The sequence below is a fragment of the Salegentibacter sp. 24 genome (genome assembly GCF_004362395.1).
GTDB lineage: Bacteria > Bacteroidota > Bacteroidia > Flavobacteriales > Flavobacteriaceae > Salegentibacter.
The window spans coordinates 84,872-110,285 of record NZ_SNWE01000006.1 but is presented as its reverse complement, the minus strand read 5'-3'; the positions used below and the strand labels follow the sequence as shown (position 1 = coordinate 110,285).

At 36.1% G+C, this 25,414-nt stretch carries 27 protein-coding genes; 19 read left to right on the top strand and 8 right to left on the bottom strand.

Annotated elements, in window-relative coordinates; all coding sequences use genetic code 11:
* Window positions 1–49 precede the first annotated feature (49 nt).
* The 12 genes from DET49_RS05895 (at window position 50) to DET49_RS05840 (ending at window position 10,631) form a co-directional block, all read left to right on the top strand.
* Window positions 50–529: a lipocalin family protein gene (locus DET49_RS05895; protein WP_133547172.1), complete on the top strand. Its 480-nt coding sequence runs from the start codon at window positions 50–52 to the stop codon at window positions 527–529.
* A gap of 15 nt (window positions 530–544) precedes the next feature.
* On the top strand, window positions 545–1,243 hold the full coding sequence (locus DET49_RS05890; protein ID WP_133547171.1) for an OmpA family protein: 699 nt from the start codon (window positions 545–547) through the stop codon (window positions 1,241–1,243).
* 74 nt (window positions 1,244–1,317) lie between these two features.
* Window positions 1,318–2,445, top strand: coding sequence for an NAD(P)/FAD-dependent oxidoreductase (locus DET49_RS05885; RefSeq protein ID WP_133547170.1), 1,128 nt, complete (start codon window positions 1,318–1,320; stop codon window positions 2,443–2,445).
* The gene (locus tag DET49_RS05880) at window positions 2,442–3,161 is read left to right on the top strand and encodes a methyltransferase domain-containing protein (RefSeq protein ID WP_243729543.1); all 720 of its coding nucleotides are present in this window, start codon (window positions 2,442–2,444) and stop codon (window positions 3,159–3,161) included. Before DET49_RS05885 ends, DET49_RS05880 begins: the two co-directional genes overlap by 4 nt.
* A complete protein-coding gene (locus DET49_RS05875) occupies window positions 3,158–4,210 on the top strand; it encodes a type III polyketide synthase (protein ID WP_133547169.1) in 1,053 nt (350 codons plus the stop codon). Before DET49_RS05880 ends, DET49_RS05875 begins: the two co-directional genes overlap by 4 nt.
* The gene (locus tag DET49_RS05870) at window positions 4,204–4,998 is read left to right on the top strand and encodes an enoyl-ACP reductase (RefSeq protein WP_133547168.1); all 795 of its coding nucleotides are present in this window, start codon (window positions 4,204–4,206) and stop codon (window positions 4,996–4,998) included. Before DET49_RS05875 ends, DET49_RS05870 begins: the two co-directional genes overlap by 7 nt.
* Before the next feature lie 7 nt (window positions 4,999–5,005).
* On the top strand, window positions 5,006–5,452 hold the full coding sequence (locus DET49_RS05865) for a 3-hydroxyacyl-ACP dehydratase FabZ family protein (protein ID WP_133547167.1): 447 nt from the start codon (window positions 5,006–5,008) through the stop codon (window positions 5,450–5,452).
* A 10-nt stretch (window positions 5,453–5,462) separates the two neighbouring features.
* A complete protein-coding gene (locus DET49_RS05860) occupies window positions 5,463–6,725 on the top strand; it encodes a beta-ketoacyl-[acyl-carrier-protein] synthase family protein (protein WP_133547166.1) in 1,263 nt (420 codons plus the stop codon).
* Window positions 6,726–6,735: 10 nt separating this feature from the next.
* Complete coding sequence (locus tag DET49_RS05855; protein ID WP_133547165.1) at window positions 6,736–6,990, top strand: acyl carrier protein; 255 nt, start codon at window positions 6,736–6,738, stop codon at window positions 6,988–6,990.
* Window positions 6,987–7,550, top strand: coding sequence for a 4'-phosphopantetheinyl transferase superfamily protein (locus tag DET49_RS05850; RefSeq protein WP_133547164.1), 564 nt, complete (start codon window positions 6,987–6,989; stop codon window positions 7,548–7,550). The genes DET49_RS05855 and DET49_RS05850 overlap by 4 nt, the downstream gene beginning before the upstream one ends.
* 73 nt (window positions 7,551–7,623) lie before the next feature.
* On the top strand, window positions 7,624–8,340 hold the full coding sequence (locus DET49_RS05845) for a hypothetical protein (RefSeq protein ID WP_133547163.1): 717 nt from the start codon (window positions 7,624–7,626) through the stop codon (window positions 8,338–8,340).
* A gap of 269 nt (window positions 8,341–8,609) precedes the next feature.
* Window positions 8,610–10,631, top strand: coding sequence for an aconitate hydratase (locus DET49_RS05840; protein WP_133547162.1), 2,022 nt, complete (start codon window positions 8,610–8,612; stop codon window positions 10,629–10,631).
* Between the two features lie 149 nt (window positions 10,632–10,780).
* On the opposite strand, the gene hpf is transcribed toward DET49_RS05840, so the two are convergent.
* A complete protein-coding gene (gene hpf, locus DET49_RS05835) occupies window positions 10,781–11,086 on the bottom strand; it encodes a ribosome hibernation-promoting factor, HPF/YfiA family (RefSeq protein ID WP_133547161.1) in 306 nt (101 codons plus the stop codon).
* Between the two features lie 239 nt (window positions 11,087–11,325).
* On the opposite strand from hpf, the gene DET49_RS05830 reads away from it, so the two are divergent.
* Window positions 11,326–11,820, top strand: a complete 495-nt coding sequence (locus DET49_RS05830) for a DUF4251 domain-containing protein (protein WP_133547160.1) — start codon at window positions 11,326–11,328, stop codon at window positions 11,818–11,820.
* Window positions 11,821–11,968: 148 nt separating this feature from the next.
* On the opposite strand, the gene DET49_RS05825 is transcribed toward DET49_RS05830, so the two are convergent.
* A complete protein-coding gene (locus DET49_RS05825; protein WP_057483189.1) occupies window positions 11,969–12,862 on the bottom strand; it encodes an AraC family transcriptional regulator in 894 nt (297 codons plus the stop codon).
* A gap of 182 nt (window positions 12,863–13,044) precedes the next feature.
* On the opposite strand from DET49_RS05825, the gene DET49_RS05820 reads away from it, so the two are divergent.
* The 5 genes from DET49_RS05820 to DET49_RS05800 all read left to right on the top strand — a co-directional run bounded on the left by DET49_RS05820 (window position 13,045) and on the right by DET49_RS05800 (window position 17,176).
* Complete coding sequence (locus tag DET49_RS05820; protein ID WP_133547159.1) at window positions 13,045–14,235, top strand: aldo/keto reductase; 1,191 nt, start codon at window positions 13,045–13,047, stop codon at window positions 14,233–14,235.
* Window positions 14,236–14,314: 79 nt separating this feature from the next.
* Window positions 14,315–15,427 carry an alpha/beta hydrolase gene (locus DET49_RS05815; RefSeq protein ID WP_133547158.1) on the top strand — a complete coding sequence of 371 codons (1,113 nt, stop codon included), beginning with the start codon at window positions 14,315–14,317 and terminating at the stop codon, window positions 15,425–15,427.
* Between the two features lie 6 nt (window positions 15,428–15,433).
* A complete protein-coding gene (locus DET49_RS05810; protein WP_133547157.1) occupies window positions 15,434–15,907 on the top strand; it encodes a cupin domain-containing protein in 474 nt (157 codons plus the stop codon).
* A 20-nt stretch (window positions 15,908–15,927) separates the two neighbouring features.
* Complete coding sequence (locus DET49_RS05805; protein WP_133547156.1) at window positions 15,928–16,533, top strand: flavodoxin; 606 nt, start codon at window positions 15,928–15,930, stop codon at window positions 16,531–16,533.
* Between the two features lie 4 nt (window positions 16,534–16,537).
* A complete protein-coding gene (locus DET49_RS05800; protein ID WP_133547155.1) occupies window positions 16,538–17,176 on the top strand; it encodes a carboxymuconolactone decarboxylase family protein in 639 nt (212 codons plus the stop codon).
* Between the two features lie 532 nt (window positions 17,177–17,708).
* Here DET49_RS05800 and DET49_RS05795 read toward each other — a convergent pair.
* The 6 genes from DET49_RS05795 to DET49_RS05770 all read right to left on the bottom strand — a co-directional run bounded on the left by DET49_RS05795 (window position 17,709) and on the right by DET49_RS05770 (window position 22,322).
* On the bottom strand, window positions 17,709–18,164 hold the full coding sequence (locus tag DET49_RS05795) for a KTSC domain-containing protein (protein ID WP_133547154.1): 456 nt from the start codon (window positions 18,162–18,164) through the stop codon (window positions 17,709–17,711).
* A gap of 280 nt (window positions 18,165–18,444) precedes the next feature.
* Window positions 18,445–18,660: a VF530 family DNA-binding protein gene (locus DET49_RS05790; RefSeq protein ID WP_133547153.1), complete on the bottom strand. Its 216-nt coding sequence runs from the start codon at window positions 18,658–18,660 to the stop codon at window positions 18,445–18,447.
* 3 nt (window positions 18,661–18,663) lie between these two features.
* Window positions 18,664–19,965, bottom strand: coding sequence for a DEAD/DEAH box helicase (locus DET49_RS05785; RefSeq protein WP_133547152.1), 1,302 nt, complete (start codon window positions 19,963–19,965; stop codon window positions 18,664–18,666).
* Window positions 19,966–20,088: 123 nt separating this feature from the next.
* Entirely contained in the window at window positions 20,089–20,541 is a 453-nt protein-coding gene (locus DET49_RS05780) for a cold-shock protein (RefSeq protein WP_133547151.1), read from the bottom strand.
* A 203-nt stretch (window positions 20,542–20,744) separates the two neighbouring features.
* The gene (locus DET49_RS05775; RefSeq protein WP_133547150.1) at window positions 20,745–21,461 is read right to left on the bottom strand and encodes a TVP38/TMEM64 family protein; all 717 of its coding nucleotides are present in this window, start codon (window positions 21,459–21,461) and stop codon (window positions 20,745–20,747) included.
* Between the two features lie 9 nt (window positions 21,462–21,470).
* Window positions 21,471–22,322, bottom strand: a complete 852-nt coding sequence (locus DET49_RS05770) for an SdiA-regulated domain-containing protein (protein WP_166636548.1) — start codon at window positions 22,320–22,322, stop codon at window positions 21,471–21,473.
* Between the two features lie 764 nt (window positions 22,323–23,086).
* Here DET49_RS05770 and DET49_RS05765 point away from each other — a divergent pair.
* The gene (locus tag DET49_RS05765; RefSeq protein WP_133547148.1) at window positions 23,087–25,381 is read left to right on the top strand and encodes a penicillin-binding protein 1A; all 2,295 of its coding nucleotides are present in this window, start codon (window positions 23,087–23,089) and stop codon (window positions 25,379–25,381) included.
* Window positions 25,382–25,414: the final 33 nt, after the last annotated feature.

Sequence of the window (25,414 nt, the reverse complement as noted above, 5' to 3'; positions counted from 1 at the left end):
TGATTATCGGCAAACATTGGGTTTTTATGTATAACCCAAATAACTAAAAATGAAAAAAATATTAATTCTTGGTTTGGTAGCCGTATTATTTGCCGCATGTGGACCGAGTAAAACTGCAAAAGAAGCAAGAAAAACCTTCAATGGAGACTGGACCCTTACCAATGTTACTTACCCAAATAGTTCGGGAGAGTATGATGTAACTTTGTTTAATGATGCTGATGCTTCATGTTTTGAAAATAGCACATGGAATTTTGTTTCTAATAACAATCAAGGAGCATATTCTGTTCAGGGTGCTAATTGCAATGGAGGCCAGCGATATTTTATATGGTCAATAGACGAGGAAAATACTGTTAACGGCGTTTACGATTTCTTACTGAAACCTACCGATGAAGATTATAATTCAACAACCGGAAATCAAGGATTCCGTTTAAATTTAAAATCACTTTCGGAAACCCAAATGGTTTGGGAGCAATCTGTAATGTTAGAGGGCTCTCCCTTTGTGATTCGAATGAATTTTTCTAAACTTTAAATAAATCAATTTACTATGAAGACAACTATAAACAGAATATTTGTTATTCTATTCTCAGCTACTTTACTTTTTAGTTGTGAAGCCACTAAGAATGCAAATAATAAACAAAAAGGAGCCGTAATTGGTTCAGCTGGCGGTGCCGTAATTGGCGGTGTTATTGGAAATAATACCGGTGATGGAAATACTGCACTTGGTGCTATAATCGGTGGAGTTGTAGGTGGAGCAGCTGGTGCAATTATAGGGGATAGAATGGATGAACAGGCAAAGGAAATAGAACAAGAAATTCCTGGCGCTGAAGTCGAAAGAGTTGGTGAAGGTATAAACGTTACTTTTGATGAGAGTAGCGGGGTATATTTTGACAGTGAGCAATATAATATCAACGCCAAATCTGAGGCTACCTTAAATAAATTAGCAGATATTTTTGAAGAATACCCAGACTCTAATATACTGATAGAGGGCCATACTGATAATACTGGTAGTGAATACTACAACTTAACGCTGTCTAAAAATAGAGCTCAGGCTGTGACTGGTTTTTTATTAAACCAGGGTTTAAACAGGGAAAGGTTCGAAACCAAATGGTATGGAGAATCTCAACCTAAGTATGATAACTCAACAGCTGAAGGCCGTGCTAAAAACCGCAGGGTAGAGTTGGCAATTGTTGCCAGCGAGGAATTAAAAGAGGAAGCCAAAAAAATGGCAGAACAGCAGGATTAACCTTTATCCCTAAAACAACTATTAAATCCCGGAATTTTCCGGGATTTTTTTATCCTTTTATTTATCTTCAACCGATGGCAGACTTTAAAGTGATTATTGTAGGTGGAGGCCTGGCAGGATTAACTGCTGCAATCCATCTTTCCCGGGAAGGCCAGCAGGTTTTGCTAATTGAAAAAAAGGCTTTTCCAAGACATAAAGTATGTGGGGAGTATCTTTCCAACGAAGTGCTCCCTTATTTCAATTTTCTAGATATAGACCTCAAGGGCAGCTTAAAACCCATAAATATTCAAAGATTGCTCTACAGCACTCAGAATGCAAAGACTATTGAAACCAAGTTGGAACTTGGCGGAATGGGAATAAGCCGTTATAATTTGGATAACTTTCTCTTTAAGAAAGCGCAAGAATATGGCACGGAAATTCTCTTGGGATCAGTGGAAAATATCAATTTTGAAAATGATGAATTCAGACTAAAACTTTCTTCTGGAAAAGAATTTAAAACTGCAATAGTTTTAGGAGCATTTGGAAAACGCGCTAATCTTGATAAAAGTCTCGGACGGGAGTTTGAAAAGCAAAAATCCTCATGGCTAGCTTTAAAAGGACATTACGAGAATCCTGAATTTCCGGATAATTTAGTAGCCCTGCATAATTTTGAAGGCGGATACTGTGGTTTATCAAAAATAGAAACTGGTTTGGTGAATGCCTGTTATATGGTTTCTTATAAAAGTTTCAAAAAGTATAAGAATACCAAAGAATTCAAAAAACAAATTTTATTTAACAATCCATATCTAAAGGGGTTTTTTATAAAAGCAAAACCTGTTTTTGAAAATGATCTGAGTATCGCTCAGATTTCATTTGAGGAAAAATCAATTATTAAAGAACACGTTTTAATGTTGGGAGATGCTGCTGGATTAATTCATCCCTTATGTGGCAACGGAATGGCTATGGCAATTCATTCTGGAAAAATAGCCTCAGAAGCTGTCCTGAGTAATTTACAAGGAAATAATTTAAATCGGGAAAACCTGGAAAATCAATATAGAGAGAACTGGAACTCCCAATTCCGTAGCCGATTAAGAACAGGAAGAATACTCCAGAAGATACTAATAAATCCTCTTCTAGCTACCACTTCACAAAATTTGGTCAAAAATTTTCCATACTTATTAGAGAAAATTATTAATAGAACCCACGGACAACCAATTATATGAGTATAGATACCTCAAAAAGAATCAAAGCGGTTGAAATTATGGATGATTTTGATCTGCAAGGAAGTGAATTGGATAAAACTTTGCGTGATCTGGATAAGATTAATAAATGGCTAGGGGGAAATAAAATTACCCTGGAAGGAATTAAAAATATTGTTACCAAAGTTTCGTATAATCAACAGCTCCATATTGTTGATGTAGGTTGTGGTAATGGAAGCGTTTTGCGGGAGATTGCAGATTGGGGAAGAAAACAGGGGTATAAACTTAAACTTACCGGTATTGATGCCAACTCCCATGCCATTGCCCTTGGTAAAACAATGTCTACTGACTTTCAAGAGATAGAATTTCATGAAATAGATATGCTTAGCGAGGATTTTAAAAGCTTAAGATGTGATATTATTTTATGTACCCTAACGCTTCATCATTTTAAGGACAGAGAGATTTTAGCCTTATTGAAAAAATTTAATGATCAATCTAAATTAGGAGTGATTATAAATGATTTGCACCGATCAAAATTTGCTTATAGATTATTTCAAGCTTTTTGTGCGGTGTTTATCAATAATGAGATTGCTCGAAAAGATGGTTTAATTTCTATTCTACGCGGTTTCAAAAAGGAGGAACTACAGTATTTTGCTGAAAGAATTCCGCGGACTAGTCATAGAATTACCTGGAAATGGGCATTTCGCTATCAATGGATAATTCAGAAAGAAAAAATATGAGTGTAAAAATTGTAAGTGTAGAAAAAGAACTGCCTGATTATTCCAGTGAGACCAAAGATATTCTGCCATTTGTGGAGGATTGGCTGGGAAAGCAAGATGATCGATTCCGTAGAAAGGTTTTAAAAATCTTTGAGGGAGCAGATGTAGATAAACGCTATTCCATTATGGATCCTAAGGAAGTATTCACAGCGAGTTCCTTTGAACAGAAGAATAATATTTATGTCAGGGAGGTAAAAAAACTTGGGAAGAACGTATTGCAAAAAGCTCTAAAGAGTATGGAATGGAATGCAACTTCAATAGATTTTATTATCACCGTGAGTTGCACAGGAATTATGATTCCCTCCTTGGATGCCTATTTAATCAATTCATTGGAAATGCGAAAAGATATAACCCGTTTGCCGGTTACAGAAATGGGTTGTGCGGCCGGAATTTCCGGAATTATATATGCAGCAAATTTTCTTAAAGCCAATCCAGGAAAACGTGCTGCTGTAATCGCGGTTGAAAGTCCTACTTCAACATTTCAGCTAGATGATTTTTCTATGGCTAATATGGTAAGCGCTGCTATTTTTGGCGATGGCGCCGCCTGTGTTTTGCTTTCTTCAGAAGATCAAGCCCAAGGTCCAAGAATTGTAGGTGAAGAAATGTATCACTTTTATGAGGCTACTCATTTAATGGGTTTTGATCTCACTAATCATGGACTTAAAATGATCCTGAATGAAGCAGTACCGCAAACTATCGCAACGCATTTTCCCGAGATTGTACATCCATTTTTACAAAAACTGGATTCAAATATAGAAAGGCTTAATCATCTGATTTTTCATCCAGGAGGTAAGAAAATTGTACAAACTGTTGAAGATCTTTTTGGTAACTTAGGGAAGAATATAGACGAAACTCGTGAAGTACTGCGGAAATATGGGAACATGAGCAGTGTGACAGTTTTATACGTACTAGAGGAATTTATTAAAAAACAGCCAAAAACTGGAGAACAGGGCTTAATGCTAAGTTTTGGTCCGGGTTTTTCGGCACAAAGAATTTTATTAGAATGGTAACCGAATTTAAAGACAAAAACTACTGGGCAATTATTTTAGGAGGGAGTAGTGGCCTTGGGTTTGCTACAGCCAGGAAACTGGCACATCACGGAATGAATATAATTATTATTCATCGTGACAGGCGTGCTGATATAGCTGAAATTGAAGAAGCTTTTGAAGATATCAGAGAGCAGGATGTCCATTTTGAAAGTTTTAATATTGATGCAACAAATGCCGAAAAAAGACAAATTCTGATCGACCAAATTCATAAAATTCTGGGAAAGGAAGGCAAAGTAAGGACTCTGGTACATAGTTTAGCTAAAGGAAATTTAAAACCGATGACCGGGGAGGGACCGAATCTTGAAAATGTAGATTTCCAGCTCACCATAGATGCTATGGCCATTAGCCTCTACGATTGGGTAAAAACTATTTTCAATGCTAAATTATTTGCCAAAGACGCTAGAATTATTTCCTTCACCAGTGAAGGCAATAAAAAAGCCTGGGCCAATTACGCAGCAGTTTCTGCGGCCAAGGTTGCACTAGAAGCAATAACCAGAAGTATTGCCCTGGAATTTGCACCTCACGGTATCCGTGCCAATTGTATTCAGGCTGGAGTTACAGTTACTCGGTCTTTTCAAATGATACCCGGCAACGAAACTTTAAGGGTACACGCGCTAAAACATAATCCATTTAAACGGCTTACGGTTCCTAATGATGTTGCCAATGTGGTTTACCTTTTGAGTAAAGATGAAGCTGGCTGGATTACCGGTACTATAATTCCGGTCAATGGAGGTGAACATTTAAAATAGGCGAATTTTGGATTATACAGAAATACTTGAGAAGCTTCCGTATTCAGTTCCATTTCTTTTTGTAGATAAATTGGTGAATATTGATGAAAAATCTGCGGAAGGTTTTTATACTTTTCCTATAGATTCCTTTTTCTATAAAGGACATTTTAAAAACAATCCGGTAACTCCTGGAGTTATTTTAACGGAATGTATGGCGCAGATTGGTGTAGTATGTCTGGGTATTTTTCTTCTTCAGGAGGAGAAAAATGAGCCATTGGATATAAAATTAGGATTAAGTTCTTCGGAAGTAGATTTTTACCTTCCAGTTTTTCCTGGAGATACGGTTAGGGTAGTTTCTGAAAAGCTTTTTTTTAGGTTTAATAAATTGAAATGTGAAGTAAGAATGTATGATAAATCAGACAAATTAATTTGCCGCGGTAAGATCGCGGGAATGGTGAAAGGCAAATCTGTTTAGAATTTCTTGGATGAATAAACGAGTGGTTATAACTGGAATGGGAGTTGTTGCGCCAAATGCGGTAGGTTTGAGCAACTTTGAAGAAGCCCTTCGAATGGGTAAAAGCGGGATTCGGTTTCAAGAGGAATTGCAGCGTTTGAAATTCAGTTGCCAGATTGCGGGAAAACCTGAAGTTTCTGAAAAAAAAATTGCTGAATATTTCACAGCACTTCAACTTAGAGGTTTAAATTCCAGCGGTTTAATTTATGGAGTAATGGCAGGTACCGATGCCTGGAAAGACGCCGGACTTAAAATTGAAGAAAGCGAAACACCCCAATGGGATAGTGGGATAATTTTTGGCACCGGAATTTTAGGGGTGGATAAATTTAGGGAAGCTATTCACCTTATTGAACAAGGGAAGACAAGACGTTTGGGAAGTACAAGTGTAATGCAAACTATGGCCAGTGGCATTAGCGCCTATCTGGGTGGAATTCTTGGTTGCGGAAACCAGGTGACCACTAATTCTTCAGCATGCACTACGGGAACCGAAGCCTTATTAATGGGTGCTGATAGAATTGTTGCCGGTAAAGCAAAACGAATGCTAATTGGAAGCTGCAGTGATCATGGACCATATATTTGGGGCGGGTTTGATGCCATGCGCATTTTACCGGCAAAATATAATAAGAATCCCACTATAGCTTCTCGACCGATGAGTGCAACGGCCTGTGGTTTCGTCCCTGCAAGTGGGGCTGGAGCACTGGTGCTGGAAGAATATGAAGCTGCTAAGGAGCGGGGTGCAAAAATTTATGCCGAAGTTTTAGGAGGAGCAGTCAATAGTGGTGGGCAACGAGGTGGTGGTAGTATGACCGCTGCCAATAGTGAAGCTGTTATTCGTTGTATCAAAGAAGCTATTGAATGTTCAGGAATTTCTAAAGAAGAAATAGAGGTAATTAATGGTCACCTTACCGCTACTACAAAGGATGCCTTGGAAATCGAGAATTGGAAAATAGCACTTAAACGAAAAGATTTTCCATATATAAATTCTTTAAAAGGAATGACAGGGCACTGTCTGGCTGCATCAGGAAGTATAGAATGCGTAGCAAGTGTGCTCCAACTGGATAAAAATTTTATCTTCGGTAATGTGAATTCCGAAGATTTAAACCCTCAGATTTCTAATCTGATTTCCGAAGATAAAGTTCCAAGGAAAACTATAGAGAAATCTGTGAAGATTATCGCTAAGTCGAGTTTTGGATTCGGAGATGTAAATGCGGTAGTGATTTTTAAGAAATTATAATTTTAAAAAAATGAATGATACAAAAATACTTGATTCCATTAAAAAGATTGTGACGCCTTATACTCAGAGAAAAGAAGGTCTAGATAATTTCAATGAGGATACGGATTTTATAAAGGATCTTGAAGTGAACTCAGCTAACCTGGTCGATGTTATTCTAGATGTAGAAGACGAATTTAATATAGAAATAGATAACGAATCTATGAGTGGAATGCTTACTGTGGGCAATGCTAAGAATATCATTGAACAGAAACTAGGAAAAACATGATAGGCAATGATATTATAGACTTAAATTTAACTAAGTTTCAGAGTAACTGGTCAAGACGGGGTTTTCTTCAAAAAGTATTTACAGAGAAGGAGCAAAGGTTTATATTGAATTCGGCAAATCCTGAAGTTAATATTTGGTTATTTTGGAGCATGAAAGAGGCCGTTTATAAAGCTGTGCAGCGAAAATATAAATTGGTCCGTTTTTATAATCCGACACGATTTATCTGCCACCAAATTGATTTTAATTCCAAAAGGTCTATGGGAGTTGTCAATTTTGATAATGAACTTATAAAGACCATTTCAGTTTTAACTTCCGATAAAATCCACTCATTTACAGCCAATACTGAATTTTCATTGATTTCAGAAGGTAATAATTCCAATTCCAATCTTCTCCATAAAATCTCCAACCAACTTAATATTACATTAGAATCCCTTAACATTAGTAAAGATAAGGAGGGAATACCTTTTATAACCTACCATGGTGATAATCTGAGAATTCCATTTAGTCTTTCTCACCACGGAGCTTATTCTGCTTATGCTGTCTCGTTAAATATGTCCTAAAACCCGATTCCAGCATTGTAAAAGCCTCGCCTTATTTGTATCTTGAAACAACTAATTTAAAACGATTTTGATTATGAAGACTGTTGATAAAATGGAAGTACTGCACAGCCAAAGTGCTGAATTTGTTGAAAAAGGTGAAAGCGGTAAATTTTTAAAATTAATTCCCGATACTTTTATAATTAAAGGTGAAGAAAAGGATGGTATATTCAATCAGGGTTACGCTCTAAGACATATTAATAGACAAGATATTTTACTAATAGATGTGGTAGAAGATTCTACCAAAGATGCGGTAAAGAAATTACTTACGGATGGTTATAAAATTAAAGGTATTTTAATCACCTGCGACGGAATTTTAAAAGATGCTTATGCCGATCTAAAAACTATTTCTGAAGATGCCGGTGGTGCGCCTATTTTCGCCCATCCACGTAACAATTTTAAAGATAATTTTAAAACAAAAGATATTACCGAAAGAAAAGGAGTCTTAAAAGATTTCGGTCTAAAAGTATTTGATTTACCTGGTAATGGCGGAGCTACAGTGGTAATTTATTCAGAGATCAATGACGGTATGTTATTTCCGGGGGAAGATGCGGAAGGCTCCCCATATAATTCTGATTTAAATACTTTTAAACGTCCAAAAATGGACAGGTCGAATGATGATTTCGGTCTAGCAGGGAGTTGGAGTGCTTTTGATGAAGAGTTTACATATTTATTTCCCAGAAAAGGTAAACCGGGCTTTAACATTGAAGAAGGTCAACAGACCGATATTCTAAATACCCTAAGTAAGAATTGAAAAATAATCAGGCTGTTTCGAGAATAACCGGATGGATATTTCACAACTAAGGTTCAGAATATTTTAAAGGCTATTTTTCAAACAGCTTTTTTAGAAAGCAGCCATAAAAAATGAAGTTGATCTTCTTTTTTATGGCTTTTTTTCTGCTGAATAATTTGAAATTGATTCGTTAATAGAAGATTAAGTTTAGCCCTTAAGATATAAGATATTGTTAAACGGAGCCATTTTTCTTCGAAATTGTAATATTTTAAAGTTTAAAATAACCAACTATGTCGAAATTAAATGTAACACAGAAATTAATTAAGGAACATTTGCTTAAGGGGGAAATGACCGCCGGAAAGGAAATTGGAATTAAAATAGATCAGGCTTTACTTCAGGATGCAACGGGAACCTTAGTACAGTTGGAATTGGAGGCTATGGGATTGGATAAAGCACAAACCGAAGTAGCCGTTCAGTATGTAGATCACAATTTATTGCAAACTGATTTCAAAAATGCGGATGATCACTTGTTTTTACTATCTGCTGCACAAAAATTCGGGCTATGGTATAGTCGACCAGGAAATGGAGTAAGTCACCCGGTGCACATGGAACGCTTCGGAAAACCTGGAAAAACTATGGTTGGATCCGATAGTCATACACCAGCTGCAGGATCTTTAGGAATGCTTGCCATTGGAACCGGTGGACTTGACGTAGCTGCAGCTATTGCGGGTCAACCTTATTTTGTAAAAATGCCCCAGGTTTGGGGCGTTAAACTTACCGGTAATTTACCTGATTGGGTAAGTGCGAAAGACGTGATCCTGGAGATGCTTCGTCGGCATGATGTAAAAGGTGGAGTTGGAAAAGTAATAGAATATTATGGTGATGGCCTTAAAAATCTAAGTGCCATGGACCGTCATGTAATTGCTAATATGGGTGCTGAACTTGGTGCAACAACTACTGTTTTTCCAAGTGATGGGGAAACAAAAAGATTTTTAAAATCTCAGCAAAGAGAAAACGATTGGCGCGAATTATTAGCCGATGAGGGTTGCGAATACGATCTTCATGAAGAAATAATTTTAGATGATCTTGTTCCACTAATTGCCTTGCCAACGAGTCCCGGAAATGTAGTGCCGGTAAGCGAGGTTGCAGGAAAACCTATTAGCCAGGTGGTTATTGGTTCCTCGGCAAACCCAGGTTTACGTGATTTCTGGATAGCAGGAGCTATAGTTGAGGATAAAGCAATAAGTAGCGATGTCTCATTTGATATTAATCCCACCTCCCGGCAGATTATTCAAAATATGATCGAAAACAAGACTTTTGCTAATTTAATTAAGGCAGGAGCACGTTTTCACCAGTCTGGATGTATGGGGTGTATAGGTATGGGACAAGCACCTGCATCCAATACTATTAGTTTACGTACGATGCCAAGAAATTTTCCAGATCGTTCAGGAACAAAAGATGATCAGGTATATTTATGCAGTCCTGAGACCGCAGCTGCTTCAGCTTTAACCGGAAAGATCACAGACCCCAGGGATTTGGAAAAGCTGTACAATATGAAATATCCTCAGTTTGAATATCCGGAATTTCATATTATTAAAGAGGATATGCTTGTAGCTCCGCCGGAGGACGGATCCAAAGTTGAACTTCAGAAAGGACCGAATATTAAATCACTTCCTTATATTGAACCAATGCAGGATCATTACAGTGTTCCCGTAATGCTTAAGATGGGCGATAATGTTTCTACCGATGAAATTCTCAAAGCGGGAGCAGAGGTGTTGCCATTTAGAAGTAATCTTCCTGAAATCAGTAAATTTTCTTATACGGTTATTGATGAGACATTTTATGATCGTGCTATAAAAGCCAAAGGGGAACACGGTGGCCATATTGTAGTGGCAAAAGATAACTATGCCCAGGGATCTAGTAGGGAACACGCGGCAATTGCACCAAAATATTTGGGTCAGGTGGCTGTAATCGCTAATAGTTATGCCAGAATTGCCTGGCAAAACCTTGTGAATTTTGGAATTCTTCCCTTGGAATTTATAGATATTGCGGACTATGAGAAAATAGAGCAAGATGATCAGATTATTTTCAAGAATCTTAGAGAGGATATTAAAAACCGAAATAATATAAAGGTAATTGTAAGAAAAGCAAATGGTGAAAAATTAGAATTTGAAACCAAACACAGCATGAGTGACCGGCAAATTAATATTCTATTAAAAGGTGGAATTATTAACGAATTTAAAGAGCGTATAGAAGCCAATGAACTCGGGGAGGGGAAAGCAAAGGATGCTGATCAAGCAGAAACAAAATAAAGGTAGAAAAATCTTTGAACTTGATCATAATTCTAAATTTTACTAATCTGATCCAATTGAGATTATATATAAGTTTTTAGAATAAAAAGAGGTAAAAAACCCTGATATAAGAAATATCAGGGTTTTTATTTTATGCATAAATCCAAAATCTAATTGGAATGTGTTTTCATCTGGCTTTTTTTCTTGGATAATTGCCGATCAAGATCTTTTACACTCTCTGCTGTGGCAGATTCGAATGAATCTTTATTAGATTCAGCAAAAAGTTGAGGACCAGGAACACTTAATTTAATATTGCAGATATATCCATTTGTATCCTGCGCTTCTTCCTTTTTAAAATAAACCTCAGCTTTAACTATAAAATCGTATTTTACTTCAAGTTTATTCAATTTTTTTTGTGCGAATTCCTGTAAGCTTTCGCTCTTTTCAAGTTTTACGAACTGATATATTGCTTCCATAAATAATTTTGTTTTATGGCAACAAGAAACCCATAATTATACAAGTACCCAAATCAATTAAGTGATTCTTAGCAAAGCTTTAAGAATATTTTGATTGGATTAAAATTATTCACTAGGTGATGGTCCTTACAATTCAATAGGATATAAGAATTGCAGCTTCAGGATTGAATTTAAAATTCTTTTAAGATCAATCCTGAATTAAACATTGTATCTTAAGCTGAGTTCTATTACAATTTATTATGAAACTAAAAATTAATTATTTATATATTTTAGGATTCCTACTAATTCTGCAAAGCTGTGGTGGTAGTGCAGATGCAAGCAAGGTTTCAAAAACAAAGCTGCTGGTAGATAGTATGCAATTTGAAATTCAGCATGAATGGGCAAATCCCATAATTGGAGGACGGATAAATCTTATTGGCAATCCAAATTACATTAGGTTTAATAAGGACTCCGTTGATTTATTCTTACCTTATTTTGGGGAGCGATATTCAGGTGGTGGTTATAATTCGGAAGGCGGTATAGTTTATAAGGGGCTTATAGAAGATTTGGATGTTAACACCGAAGATAAAAATACCCAAATAAAATTTTCTGCCGATAAAGGTACCGAAAGTTTAAATTTTATGATCACCGTATATTCTGAGGGAAGCGCAGACACAAGAGTAACTAGTAGTGATCGTTCTTTTATTTCTTATCAGGGGCAAATTGATGAACTTAAAAATGAAAAAGAGGAGTGAAAAACAATTCACTATTATCTAATCTTAATTATTCTATTTTACAAGTATCCAATGTAGAATGTTCATAAATACTATTTATATCTTAATTGACAAGTGTTGAGAGAATATTCCAAAAAAATATGTTCATAACCCATGTTCATGAATGAGACTAATTCAAATTCCTATACTCATTTGGAGTATGACCAGTATTTTTCTTAAACATCCTGTTGAAGTGCTGAGGGTATTTAAATCCTAATTCATAAGCGATCTGGCTAATGGAGCTATCGGTATCGAAAATCCGGTCTTTAGCAACATCAATTAATTTCAAATGAATATGATCCATAGCCGATTTACCGGTTTCCTTTTTCACCAGGTCTCCGAAGTAATTTGCAGAAAGATTTAGATGATTAGCAAAATAACCAACAGAAGGCAGGCCGTATTTCTGAGGGTTTTCAGACTGAAAATAATCATTCAGTAAACCTTCAAATTTGGACACTATACCCTGATTCAAATTTTCTCGGGTTATAAATTGCCGGTCATAGAATCGTTCACAATAATTAAGCAATAATTCAATATTACTGGTAATGATAGTTTTACTGTGTTTATCAATATTTTGATCGAGTTCGTAATCTATCTTCAGGAATAATTCGGTAATGATCTGCTGCTCTTTTTCAGATAAATGCAGGGCCTCATTAAGGTCGTAGGAAAAGAAGGAATACGTATGAATCTTGCTTGCAAGCGGTGTGCCTTTGATAAAATCAGGATGAAATAATAGGGCGAAACCTTTTGGGTTATAATCCTTGGCACTTTTAATACCTACAACCTGGCCTGGTCCCATAAAAACCATGGTTCCTTCTTCGTAATCATAAGTATTTCTACCGTATTTCAATTCACCACAGTTCACTCCCTTCAAAAAGATCGCATAAAACTCAAAGCTAAACTTCCCACTTGACAAGGGTTTTGCTGTTCCGCTATCAAAAGATGTGATTAAAGGATGCCTGGTTTTAATCTCTTTAAGAGCATTGTATTGGGCAATACTTTCAACCTTCAATATATCTTCCATAGTTCTTGCTTTTTTACTTCAATACAAATATATCAATCTGTGTTTTAAGAAATTGATCTCGTGACTAATATCAGTAATTATGGTTAGAATATCAGTAATCTGTATACCAGATATACCTCTAGATTGGGGGATATTTGTATTAAGATTTTTAGTAAAGCAGTAATAACATATAATATATAATTATGGAAAATAGAGATTCTAATAGTTTTCAGAATGGGAAAAGCTTTAGCCGAAGGAAATTTTTAAGTAGTTCTACTATAGCTGGTGTTGGGCTTAGTTTGAATCCGTTTTCAATGTGGGCAAATACAAAAGGTAATGACACAAGCCAGGGAAAGATTAATAAATCTCAACAACAGAATATAAATCCGGATAAAAGAAGACTTGGAAATCTGGAGGTTTCTCCACTTGGTCTAGGAGCCCTTTCTGTGGTTGGGTTTTATACTGGCGGGGTTCGCGATCAATACAAGGTAAATAAGCTTTATCGGGAAGCCTATGACAATGGAGTTACATTTTTTGATACCGCAGAGGTCTACGGACCATTGATCAGTGAAAGACAGATAGGTGAAGCGGTTGAGCCGTTTAGGAAAGATGTGAAGATCGCTACAAAGTTCGGTTTCGATATTAATCCTGAGACCGGCGAACGAGGAGGATTAGATAGTAATCCAAAAACCATTCGCAGAGCCGTGGAAGGTATGCTGAAAAGGCTAAGAACCGATTATATAGACCTGTTATATCAACACCGGGTAGATCCGAATGTTCCAATTGAAGATGTTGCTGGTACTGTTCAGGATTTGATGAAAGAAGGAAAGGTGCTTCATTGGGGATTATCTGAACCAGGATTAAATACGATTCGTCGTGCTCACGCCGTGGAACCACTTACCGCGATCCAGAATGAATATTCTCCCTGGACGCGCAATCCAGAATCTGATGTGTTGCCCCTTTGTGAAGAATTGGGAATAGGTTTCGTACCATGGTGTCCCCTGGGTTATGGTTTTTTTGCCGATGCTATTAACGAAAATACCAGGTTTTCTGAAGGTGATTTTCGCATCATTCTACCACGAACAACTCCTGAAAACATACCACAAAACCTCCAAATTCTTTACTATATTGAGGAATGGGGTCTTCGAAAAAATGCAACACCAGCGCAAATAACCTTAGCCTGGTTACAGGCTCAAAAGCCCTGGATAGTTCCAATTCCCGGAACCTCTAATTCTGTGCACCTCAGGGAAAATTTAAGAGCTAATGAAATTTCATTCAGTAAGGAAGAATTAAAGGAATTTGATCTGGGTCTGTCTAAAATTGAAATTGTAGGAGCACAAAATGCAGAGCCTGTTATGGCTGCTATGGGGGTTGAAGCACCAATAAAGAAATAGATTCTTTTAGGAAGAATAATTATAAAATCTAACCTTTCCTGATACTTTTACTAAATTGTAGAAAACTGAACAATATAAAATGAAACTGCTGTACCAAAAAATAAGAATAAGCTTTATACTAGGAATATCTCTATTTCTTTGTTCTTGCTTAGGATCTAAATCTATTTCCACCGATGCAATTGTTTTAAAAAAACAAGGAAGTTTTGCCGTGGGAGGAACAGTAAAGGAGAGTCCTGGAACATTTGATCCTATAGAACATGGAGCTTTCAATCCCAGCAATCAAAGTACCGAAGGCCAAACCCTGCATGGAGATCATGCTACCGTATATTACCAAATTCCGGTAAATGCTAATGAATTTCCTTTAGTATTCTGGCACGGCTATGGGCAGTCTATGAGGACCTGGCAAACCACCCCTGATGGCAGAGAAGGTTTTCAAAGTATTTTTCTGCGGAAAGATTTCCCGGTTTATTTACTGGATCAACCTCGTCGAGGTCTTTCCGGGCGAAGCACAGAACCTACTCGTATTAGTGCAGCTACAGATGATCAACTTTGGTTTGGCATTTTCAGGCTTGGCTTAGGAAATAATTTTTACCCAGGAGTTCAATTTTCTAAAGATCCTGAAGCTTTAGATCAGTTTTACCGCCAAATGACCCCGGATACTGGGCCCTTGGAAATTGATGTAAATATCGATGCCGTTTCAGCATTGTTTGATAAAATAGGTCCTTCAGTACTTGTTACACATTCTCATAGCGGAGGACAGGGATGGCTCACGGCCCTTAAAAACGATAATATTAAGGCAATAGTTTCCTATGAACCAGGAAGTAATTTCGTATTTCCTGAAGGAGAAGTGCCTGAACCAATGCCTTATCTCGGTGGAGAGTTGAGTGCCAGGGGTGTTCCTATGGATGAATTCAATCGCCTGACAGAAATTCCAATTATCATCTATTATGGGGATTATATTCCTGAGGAGCCTGTGCAGAATCCTGGAAAAGAACAATGGAGGGTTGCACTGGCTATGGCCAGGAAATGGCGTGATACGGTAAATAAATACGGGGGAGATGTGACTTTAGTACCACTTCCTGAAGCAGGATTAAAGGGCAATACCCATTTCCCCATGTCAGACCTTAACAATAAGAAAGTAGCGGAATTAATGTATAGCTGGCTAAAAGAAAAAGGATTAACTAAAAAATAGAATAAAATGAAAAATCTAATCACAGTATTATTATTTATTGTTCCAATATGTGTTTTTGCTCAGGAGGAATCTTATTCAGTCTCATCATATCTGGAGGAAGGCACCAAAGCTCCTAATACCCATTATTTAGGAGAGGCCTGGTTAAATGGATTGCTGGAGGTTGAGAGAGATTTAAATTTTCATATCACCAAGGCCACTTTCAAAGCAAATTCTACTCTGGACTGGCATAAACATGCCTCTACCCAGGTGTTGATTTATGTTGAAGGCGAAGGCTACTATCAGGAAAGAGGAAAAGCCCCTGTTGTCCTAAAAGCTGGTGACGTGATAAAATGTGAAAAGGAAACAGAGCATTGGCATTCATCCACCAAAGACAGTGATGTAACTTATCTGGCTGTGTATGGAGGAGAACAACCCACTACCTGGACCGAGGTACTCACCCAGGAGTATTATGATAAGGTAGCGGAAAAGCTGAAAAAATAAGTCTTTAAATAATAATTGAAATGAAAATTGTTCAATCAAATAAACTCTTTGGTCTATTTGTAATCGTCTTTATGATTATTGGTATTCAATCTAATGCCCAGGAAAAAATCGCCGTTGTTTATTTATCGAGAACAGAAAATACAGAAGCTGTAGCTAAGCTTATTCAGGAAAAAGTTGGGGGTAATTTAATTGCCTTGGAAAAGCAAGATCCATACCCGGAGAATTATCAGGAAATAGTTGCTCAGGTAGACAGGGAAAATGAAGAAGGATACCTACCTCCTTTGAAAACTAAAATTGAAAACCTTAAAGACTATGATATTTTATTTGTTGGTTTCCCTACCTGGGATATGCAAATGCCGCCTCCCATGAAGAGCTTTTTAACTGAAAATGATCTGAGCGGTATAACTGTAATCCCCTTCAATACCAATGCAGGTTTTGGGGTAGGTCAGGGATTTGACCAGTTAAGAGAATTATGTCCAGATAGTAAGATCCTGAAAGGCTTTTCGGTAGAAGGAGGATATGAAAAGAAAGGGGTTTTACTGGCGATCAAAGGAGAACGCAAGGAGAAGGTCGAAGATCAGGTTATAACCTGGTTAACCAGCATCGGGTTATTAGAAAAATCATAGAATTATGAAATTGAAAACTATAAGATTAATTATTACTTTATTCATCGCAGCCAATCTGTCTGTTTTCGCACAAACAGAATCTGAAGAATTAAGTCCGGAAGAGTATAGCATAGCCAGAATTTCTGCGGCTACCGCGAAGGGTGATCTCGAAACCTTAGAGGATGCGTTACATGAAGGCCTGGATAACGGGCTTAGCATAAATAAGATTAAGGAGGAACTTGTTCATCTATATGCCTATTGTGGATTTCCGCGAAGCCTTATGGCGATAAATACCCTGACGGAAGTTTTAGAAGATAGAAAAGACAGGGGGATTAAAGACGAAACAGGAGAAAAACCGACTGATTTAAAGAATGGTGATAAATATGAAATTGGAAAGGAGGTTCTTGCTGAGCTATCCGGAGTTGAAAACAGGCCAAAGGCGGCCTATGCTAAAACCGTACCGATCATTGAGGTATTCCTGAAAGAGCATTTGTTCGCAGATATTTTTAAAAGAGGCGTATTGTCTTTTAAGGAAAGGGAGATAGCCACCGTAGCGGCATTATTAACTATGGGAGATCTTGCTCCAATGGCTAAAGGTCATATGAATATAAGTATGAGGCTGGGAGTTTCCCAATCCCATTATAGTCTGTGTAATCCAGACTAAAAAGTTTCTAATTTTACAAAGGTGATTGTTGTAAGTTAAAGGAGAAGTATTAAAACCTTTTTGATTATCAATACAATTGTTGTTTAACCAGGATATTAAACTTTCAGAATAATCATAAATAATTTTAGAATTTTTATTTATAATAATTTCTTTTTCGAATTCAATATTTATTGACTGATAGAAATCCAATAATAATTTAATAGAATTTAAATAGCTATATTGAATTCTGTATGATTTGGACTTTAATTTCAGAATGTAGAATTTCAATGGCAAATAACAGGGAGTAAAATCCTGTATAAGAATTGGAACCTGATTATTGCTTTTAAATTGTACTGATATAATTCTCATAATAAGGAAAATAGAGATTCTACAATTTAAGAAAAGTAAATTAAACTTTGATAATCAAAGAATAAACTAACAAGAATATGAACGTTGGTTACATTGGGTTCAATTTTACATAATATAAATTATAGTGCATTTAACTGATAAGGTCATCCGATACTGGATGACCTTCTATAATCAGACTATGAAATTAGGCTGATTGTAGCTCAAGATCCTTTTTGGATTTTCTATATAAAAAAGAATTATAAATATTTCTCTTCGCAAATCTTACCTGTTTGTCGGAACTTATAAATTTCATGAAAAGCTTTCTATTTACTCCAAAATATTCATAAGTAGTTCCATTGGTAAAGGAAATCTCCAGTAAATTCCCTTTATGTTGGTAATCGGCAATTCCTGCTTCGTTTATAGTACGATTATACTCCTCAAGATTGGCGTCCCTGGTTTGTGGTGCAATACTTACCAAAAAATGGTATCCATCTATAATTTCTTTACTTTTAATCTCAGCTTCAGCGTGTTTTTCATCGGTTTCCCTAAATTTATCAGGATGCCATTCTTTCACTAAATTTCGATATGAAGTTTTAAGTTCCTTAAGTTCTATCTCTTTTTCGATATTGAAGAGTTTTTTGTATTTGTTTACCCGTTTCATCCTGTTAATTTTAAATAGTCGGCAAAACTACTTCTTTTTACTGAATACTTCACGAGTTATTTTGACTGTATTTTTCTCTTGCTTGTAATCAAAGTTTTTGCAGATACAGCCAATCGAGTAATTCGTAGGTTATTAAACCAGCTATAATGGCAACAAACAATTTTAACCAATTATATTTTAACCAAATTATTAAGCTTCTCATCTACTATTTATATAACATCAAAGGTATTTCCTCTCTTTGATGTTTTTTTACGGAAATCCACATTCGATATGTTAAAAGCTAAATTGAGTCAAGATAGAGCTTTTCCACCTTACTTCTGGCCCAGGGAGTTTTACGTAAAAATATTAAGCTGGATTTAATAGAAGGATCCTTGGCAAAACATTTTATATTAATCTTGTTAGCCATTTCTTGCCAGCCATAGTATTTCACCAGAAATTCAAGAATATCTATAAGTTTTACTCCATGGAGTGGATTATTGATCTGGGAATCTTCCATCTTTTAAATATAACGAACTCTAACCTTTTTCTTTTTAAGCTTAGAATTATTTAGTAAATTAATAAGTTCTTCTGCTTTCTTCTCTGGTACAGCAACAAAAGCACAGTCCTGCTTAAGTTCAATGAGTCCAAGTTGCTCTTTCTTAAGTTTTCCCTGTTTTAAGAAAAGTCCCGCGATATCTCCTTTTGATATCTTATCCTTTCTTCCTCCCGAAATGAATAATGTAGTTTTTTCAACTATATCAGTATCTTTTTTTGCGAGCTGAACTTTATAATCATTAGTTTTAATAAAATCCGGCAGTGTATCTCTATCAGATAATACATAGGCGATTCCTTCCTGACGCATTCTTGCGGTACGCCCATTTCTATGAGTGAATTCAGAGGCTTTAAATGGTAACTGATAATGAATTATAAAATCAATTTCAGGGACATCAATTCCCCGGGCTGCAAGATCGGTTGCTATTAACAACCTGTGGGTTCCATTTCTGAATTTAATAAGAGATCTCTCCCTGTCTTTTTGTTCCATTCCACCGGAAAAAGTGCCATGCTCAATTCGATTTTCACTCAGGAAATCACTTACCTCGGCAATACTATCTTTTAAATTGCAAAAAATAATCCCGGAACCTTCATGATTTTCAGAAAGTAAATTTAACAGACTTTGTAGCTTTAATCTGGGATTGACCTGTATGGTTTTAATCTCCAAAGACGGTTGCTCTCCTTTTAAATAGTCTATCCGTTTAGGCGCCGTTAAATTTACAAAGTCAGGAATAGTAATGTTTTGGGTGGCAGATGTCAGAATTCGCTTTTGTAAACCAGAAAGTTCAGCAATAATTTCCTTCATCTCATTTTCAAACCCTACTTCTAAAGATTTATCAAATTCATCTAAAACTAGCGCTTTAATATTTTTTGTGGAAAAAGTTTTTCTTCTAAAATGGTCAGCAATTCTACCGGGAGTGCCTATTAATATTGCAGGAGGGTGATGTAGATCTATTTTATCTTTAGAAAAGGCCCTTCCGCCGTATACCGCATTTGCCTTGAAACCTGCACCCATTTCTCTGGTTACCTGTTCTATCTGGATCGCCAGTTCTCTGGAAGGAACTAGAATCAAAGTTTGTACTTCAGCCAGGTCTGTGTCTAAAATTTCGAGTAAAGGAAGTAAAAAGGCCAGTGTTTTCCCTGAGCCTGTTGGTGAAAGTAAAATAGTATTTGAACTATTCCTGATAATTTTAAAAGCTTCCTGCTGCATCGCATTAAGCTCGGAAATCTCCAATTTATTCAGGATCTCCTGTATATTCTTAGTTTGCATGTAGTTTGAAATAATTAGTCTTAAAGAAGACTATGAAGGGATATATCCTAAATAGGAAAGATAAGTAATAAGAAAAGAAAGGCTCAGCAATCTTAATTTGCCGAACCTTTAGGATGTTGTAAACTATTGTTGTTTAACGCGAACGGCATTCATGCCTTTCATTCCACGTTCGAGTTCAAAAGTTACCTTGTCATTTTCATCAATCTCATCAATTAATCCGGTAACATGAACAAAATATTTTTCGTTATTTTCTGAATCTATAATAAATCCAAAACCTTTAGAATGATCAAAGAAAGATACCTTTCCGTTTCTTTGCGGATCTTCTTCCGGCATATCTTCTTTTTTTGGAACACCAATTTCAATACTATCAGCTTCCACTTCAACCTTTTGAGAAGGATCTGGAGGAGTATCGGTAAGATTTCCATCAGCATCTACATAAGCGATCATATCCTCGAAATTACCTCCTTTATTAGAGTTTTCCTTGCGCTCTTGCTTTTTGGCCTCTTTTTCTTTCCGTTTTTTTATTTTCTTTTTTTCTTTTTCAGTTTTACTGAATGTTTGTTGCGATTTGCCCATTAATTAATTTTAATTAGTAATTGAGTGAGTAAGCTTGAATTTTGTGAAGATACCAGTCGTAGAAACCCGGCCTGTATTGCCTTTAACCTTCTGTAAATATAAAGAATCCTTATAAGGATACTGCTTAAACTTCTACAAAGATAAGTGATAGGAATTAAATTACTTAATTTGAAACGAATAAAAAATGAATGTTTTTAAAAGTTCTACTTCCCTCCTATTTTTTTACGCTTCTTTTTATCCCACCACACGTATAGAATAAAAATCACTAAACTGACAACAGATCCCCATAATAAACCGGTCTTAAGGCCATCGGTGCTCTTTCCTATTATTGCGATAAATATGGTGAGCGGTGCAATACCCACGAGGGTAGCGCCGATAAACCTCCAATATCCCATCTTAAGGATTCCTCCTACAAGACTAATAGCATCGTTTGAAAGAAAGGGGTTTATTCGGGTAACGATTACAGCCCAAAAACCATAATCTTCAATAAAGTCTTCTATTTTATTTTCATTCTTATGACCAATTAATTTTTGAACGATCACCGGACCAAAATACCGCCCTATAAAATATCCAACGCTGGAAGCTGAAAAAATAGCTGCAAAAATGATTAAACTACCAAAAACAGGACCATACGCTAAAATGGAAACCACCATTAATGCTACCGAAGGAATAACGATTAAAAACATTTGCGCTATCATTGCTAAAATAAGAATAGTTGGACCCATCCACCCAAAGTTGGAAACCCATTGGGTAATTTTCTTCTCGTCGTTACTGGTCAAAACAGACCAGGCTTCAGTAAAAAAATCCCTAATACCAGGAACGAAAAAATATGAGGCAATAAGAGTAGCTATTATTACTCCAGATACAATTAATGGAATTTTACTTTTACGTACAGAGGTAGTTTCAATAGAATCGGGCATATAATCTGATTATTTAAGTTTGACCCTTAAAATATTTGCGGGTTGCAGTCGTCTTTCATTTGATATATAAAGTCGGTTTTCTTCATCAAATGCAAGGCCTTCTGGCTGAGGGAAAGTTTCCGGATCTAATAGGTGAATTTTCACCTCTTCCCCATACCTATCCAGAATAATTAATTTTGGCTGATTTGCTTCTAAAATATATAATTCACCAGTCTTTGGATGCAACCTTATTGCGGAGGGTCTTATAATTTGGGAAGAGTTCCCTCCTTTTAATTTTTTGTAAATTTCATCCCCTCCATCCAGGGTAAAATAACGCTCAGGATTAAGTTTTTCTGTTAGGAGATTAAAGCTATATACTCCTTTGGTTTCTTGGCGATTATTGTATTCTTTTACGGCAAACAACAAACGATTATTCTTTACATCTACTTCCAGACTCTCCATTTCATTGATATCAATTCCAGAAATTTCAAAGGTGTCGACCTGGGGTGATTTATTTCTGAAATTAGCAATTTTAAATATTGTTCCATCGCTTTGAGCCACATAAGCATTCTCTTTTGTCACGGTTAAAGCTTCATAATCTCCCCTCTCACCAAAAGTAATGCGCGATGATATTTTAAAAGTTTTCAGGTCAAAAATGTATAGGATGCCTTCTTCGTCTGTTATACAGGCAACTTTGTTATTCCCAAGGATACTAATTCCAGAAATTTCTTCCAGGGTTGAAGGTAACTCCCATTTTTTTTCAACAGTATAAGTTTTATTATCCTCATCGAAGGAGATATAACTATTGTCTTTAAAAAACCAATAGATAAGTCCAGCCAAAATAAAAACAGCAGCAATTATTCCTGTTATAATTCTATTCATTTTCATATATGATGGAAGTGAAATTCTAAAATAGGTTTAATATTAAATCCTGTCATCATAATTAAATATTATTAACATTTGATTTTAAAAATTAGCTAAATGAAAGGATCCAAAAACATTTAAATGAGCTTTACATGTTAAAAATTAGTTAATTTAGTACTATTTATAGCATAGTACTGTAACAAACCATTTATTAAGCAGTCTATTAGATATAACCTTTAAAATTTAGAAATTATGAAAACTTTTGAAAGTATTAGCAGACCGTTTTATAACCAGGCTAAGCATAGCAATAAAAACACCTGGAACAACAAAAGACGTTATTTAAAATAATCTCAAAAATTAGCAATCATGAAAAATTCACAAAACAGACTATTTTTAAATCAGGAAAAATCTTCTAACCATAGCAGCTGGGATACTAAACGCCGTTTCTTTAAACTATAAGACCATGAAAATTCAGGAATATATAAACTTAAATTCTGGAATTACTCTAGAGTCCCAGGTTTTTGGAAAGAAACTAGGCTGTAAATTCCACGAGAACTTCACCAGGAATAACTGGTGTTTAAATGTGAGAACAATGTGATAATTAAAAATTCCCTCATGACACTCCATAAAACCTAGCCGGAACAAATATTAATTTGTGACCGGCTTTTTTATTTCTTAAGACTATCATTTTTGTAACACCGACTTTTATAAAACCTAAATTATCTTTAAATTTTAAATCTCATTTGTATGGTATTTGTTTATTTGTAGTAATAATACCTACTATGATAAATAAGATTAAAAAATCTCCCAAATTTAAATGGGCTATAATTATATTAATCAGCCTTTTCTCCATCTTCGTGCTATTTTTTGCCAGTGTTTATTTTGGCGCATGGGGTGAACTCCCCTCCTCTACCGAATTAAGGGAACTTAAACAAAACCGGGCTACCGAAGTTTTGGCCAAGAATGGAAAGCTTATTGGTAAATTTTATATTTTTGACAGGCAGCCTATATCTTATAAAGAACTTCCTCCCCATTTAATTAATGCCTTAGTGGCTACCGAAGACGCCCGTTTTTTCGAACATGACGGAATAGATAAACGAAGCCTTTTAAGGGTGCTTTTCAAGTCTATATTGCTTCAGGATGAATCAGCGGGAGGTGGAAGTACCATTAGTCTGCAACTAGCAAAAAATATTTATGGCCGAAAAGATTATGGTACGCTGGGAATTATTGTAAATAAATTTCAGGAAGGAATTATTGCGAAAAGATTGGAAGATATCTATTCAAAAGAAGAAATTATCAGGCTCTATTTTAATACCGTACCTTTTAGTGATAATACTTTCGGAATTGAAAGCGCGGCTATGAAATTTTTCGGAAAACATACTTCCGAATTAAATCTTGAAGAAGCCGCAGTCCTAGTGGGTACTTTAAAGGCTTCTCATTCCTATAATCCAAGGATTTTTCCTGAAAGAAGCAGGTTGCGAAGAGATGTAGTCCTGGAACAGATGGGAAAATACGGTTACCTTACAGAATCAGAAGTAAAGCAAGCCAAACAACGCGAATTAGTGCTGGATTATAAAAGTTACAGTCATGATAAAGGACTTGCTCCATATTTTCGGGAACAGGTAAGAAAAGATGTAAGCCAGATTTTGGACACCTTAAAAAATAAGGATGGAAAAAAATTCAATATTTATAGAGATGGCTTAAGCGTTCACACAACGCTGGACTATAAAATGCAAGTATTAGCTGAAGAAGCCTTAACCCAACATCTTCAAATATTACAAAAACAGCACGAAGAAGCCTGGGGAAAGGATGCCCCCTGGTTAACTAATATGAAAATAGTAAAAGATGCATTAAAAAAGACTTCATCCTGGAGAAACCTGGTAAAAGAAGGTTATAATGAAGCCGAAATTATGGAAGTTTTAAACCGGAAACATCCTACAGAATTGTTTAATTACGATGGAAAAGAAACCAAAAATGTCAGCGTAAAGGATAGTGTAGCCCATTACCTGAAATTTCTCAATGCAGGAATGTTAGCTGTTTCTCCAGAAACCGGGGCGGTAAAAGCCTGGGTTGGCGGAATTGATTTCAGGTACTTTAAATACGATCATGTTTCTCAAAGCAAACGTCAGGTGGGTTCAACTTTTAAGCCATTTGTTTATGCGGCCGCTTTGGAAAATGGTATAAAACCATGTGAATATTTTTCAGCCAGGGAGGTAACATATGCCAATGGATGGACACCTTCAAACTCCGGTAGCCCGCAGGACGATCCGCATATGAATTATAATTTAAAAGAGGCTTTGAGCAAGTCTATGAACACTATTGCGGTTAAAGTATTGATGGAAACCGGAATTGAAAATGTAGTAAATCAGGCTAAGGCGATGGGGATTACCTCAGATTTACCGGAAGTACCTTCTATAGCCCTGGGAACGGCTTCCTTGAATTTATTGGAATTAACAGAAGCCTATACTCCTTTTGTAAATGAAGGGAAAACGAGCAGGGCCTATTATATTACAAAAATAGAAGATGGTCAAGGTAATGTTTTGGCGGAATTTGAGCCTGAAATTTCAGAAAATACTTCTATTTCTGATACCAACCGGCAAATCATGATCGAAATGATGAAAGCCACCGTGAATGAAGGAACAGCAAGAAGACTAAGAACAACCTATGGTTTACGAAATGACATTGCAGGTAAAACCGGAACTACACAGGATAATAAAGATGGATGGTTTGTGGGCATTACTCCTAATCTTCTAGTAGTAACCTGGGTTGGGTCTGACGACCATCGTATAGGTTTTAGAAACACCTATATTGGACAGGGCGCCAATTCGGCCTTGCCGGTTTTTGCTAGACTAATGCAGAAAATGAATAATGATTCGGATTTTAATGAGATTACTCAAGCTAAATTTGCACCGGTTTCCTCGGACATCAAAGAAATGATGGACTGTCAACCAGAAAAGCGAAATAATTTTTTTAAACGACTTTTTGGTGGTAAGAATAATAAACCAAAAAAAGAAGAAAAAGAGGAAGAAAAGAAAGGGTTCTTTAAGCGACTTTTTGGTGGTAAGGATAAAAATTAATAAAGGCATCATTATTTACCTGACTCCGTTCCA

What these genes read in the sequence shown, in the direction of transcription:
- DET49_RS05805 (WP_133547156.1), top strand. Translation starts at nt 15,928, where the DNA reads ATGAAAATTGTTCAATCAAATAAACTCTTTGGTCTATTTGTAATCGTC.
- DET49_RS05875 (WP_133547169.1), top strand. Translation starts at nt 3,158, where the DNA reads ATGAGTGTAAAAATTGTAAGTGTAGAAAAAGAACTGCCTGATTATTCC.
- DET49_RS05775 (WP_133547150.1), bottom strand. Translation starts at nt 21,461, where the DNA reads ATGCCCGATTCTATTGAAACTACCTCTGTACGTAAAAGTAAAATTCCA.
- DET49_RS05845 (WP_133547163.1), top strand. Translation starts at nt 7,624, where the DNA reads ATGAAGACTGTTGATAAAATGGAAGTACTGCACAGCCAAAGTGCTGAA.
- DET49_RS05825 (WP_057483189.1), bottom strand. Translation starts at nt 12,862, where the DNA reads ATGGAAGATATATTGAAGGTTGAAAGTATTGCCCAATACAATGCTCTT.
- DET49_RS05815 (WP_133547158.1), top strand. Translation starts at nt 14,315, where the DNA reads ATGAAACTGCTGTACCAAAAAATAAGAATAAGCTTTATACTAGGAATA.
- DET49_RS05880 (WP_243729543.1), top strand. Translation starts at nt 2,442, where the DNA reads ATGAGTATAGATACCTCAAAAAGAATCAAAGCGGTTGAAATTATGGAT.
- DET49_RS05810 (WP_133547157.1), top strand. Translation starts at nt 15,434, where the DNA reads ATGAAAAATCTAATCACAGTATTATTATTTATTGTTCCAATATGTGTT.
- DET49_RS05860 (WP_133547166.1), top strand. Translation starts at nt 5,463, where the DNA reads ATGAATAAACGAGTGGTTATAACTGGAATGGGAGTTGTTGCGCCAAAT.
- DET49_RS05780 (WP_133547151.1), bottom strand. Translation starts at nt 20,541, where the DNA reads ATGGGCAAATCGCAACAAACATTCAGTAAAACTGAAAAAGAAAAAAAG.
- DET49_RS05895 (WP_133547172.1), top strand. Translation starts at nt 50, where the DNA reads ATGAAAAAAATATTAATTCTTGGTTTGGTAGCCGTATTATTTGCCGCA.
- DET49_RS05765 (WP_133547148.1), top strand. Translation starts at nt 23,087, where the DNA reads ATGATAAATAAGATTAAAAAATCTCCCAAATTTAAATGGGCTATAATT.
- DET49_RS05785 (WP_133547152.1), bottom strand. Translation starts at nt 19,965, where the DNA reads ATGCAAACTAAGAATATACAGGAGATCCTGAATAAATTGGAGATTTCC.
- DET49_RS05855 (WP_133547165.1), top strand. Translation starts at nt 6,736, where the DNA reads ATGAATGATACAAAAATACTTGATTCCATTAAAAAGATTGTGACGCCT.
- DET49_RS05820 (WP_133547159.1), top strand. Translation starts at nt 13,045, where the DNA reads ATGGAAAATAGAGATTCTAATAGTTTTCAGAATGGGAAAAGCTTTAGC.
- DET49_RS05885 (WP_133547170.1), top strand. Translation starts at nt 1,318, where the DNA reads ATGGCAGACTTTAAAGTGATTATTGTAGGTGGAGGCCTGGCAGGATTA.
- DET49_RS05870 (WP_133547168.1), top strand. Translation starts at nt 4,204, where the DNA reads ATGGTAACCGAATTTAAAGACAAAAACTACTGGGCAATTATTTTAGGA.
- DET49_RS05890 (WP_133547171.1), top strand. Translation starts at nt 545, where the DNA reads ATGAAGACAACTATAAACAGAATATTTGTTATTCTATTCTCAGCTACT.
- DET49_RS05850 (WP_133547164.1), top strand. Translation starts at nt 6,987, where the DNA reads ATGATAGGCAATGATATTATAGACTTAAATTTAACTAAGTTTCAGAGT.
- DET49_RS05770 (WP_166636548.1), bottom strand. Translation starts at nt 22,322, where the DNA reads ATGAATAGAATTATAACAGGAATAATTGCTGCTGTTTTTATTTTGGCT.
- DET49_RS05840 (WP_133547162.1), top strand. Translation starts at nt 8,610, where the DNA reads ATGTCGAAATTAAATGTAACACAGAAATTAATTAAGGAACATTTGCTT.
- DET49_RS05830 (WP_133547160.1), top strand. Translation starts at nt 11,326, where the DNA reads ATGAAACTAAAAATTAATTATTTATATATTTTAGGATTCCTACTAATT.
- DET49_RS05795 (WP_133547154.1), bottom strand. Translation starts at nt 18,164, where the DNA reads ATGAAACGGGTAAACAAATACAAAAAACTCTTCAATATCGAAAAAGAG.
- hpf (WP_133547161.1), bottom strand. Translation starts at nt 11,086, where the DNA reads ATGGAAGCAATATATCAGTTCGTAAAACTTGAAAAGAGCGAAAGCTTA.
- DET49_RS05800 (WP_133547155.1), top strand. Translation starts at nt 16,538, where the DNA reads ATGAAATTGAAAACTATAAGATTAATTATTACTTTATTCATCGCAGCC.
- DET49_RS05790 (WP_133547153.1), bottom strand. Translation starts at nt 18,660, where the DNA reads ATGGAAGATTCCCAGATCAATAATCCACTCCATGGAGTAAAACTTATA.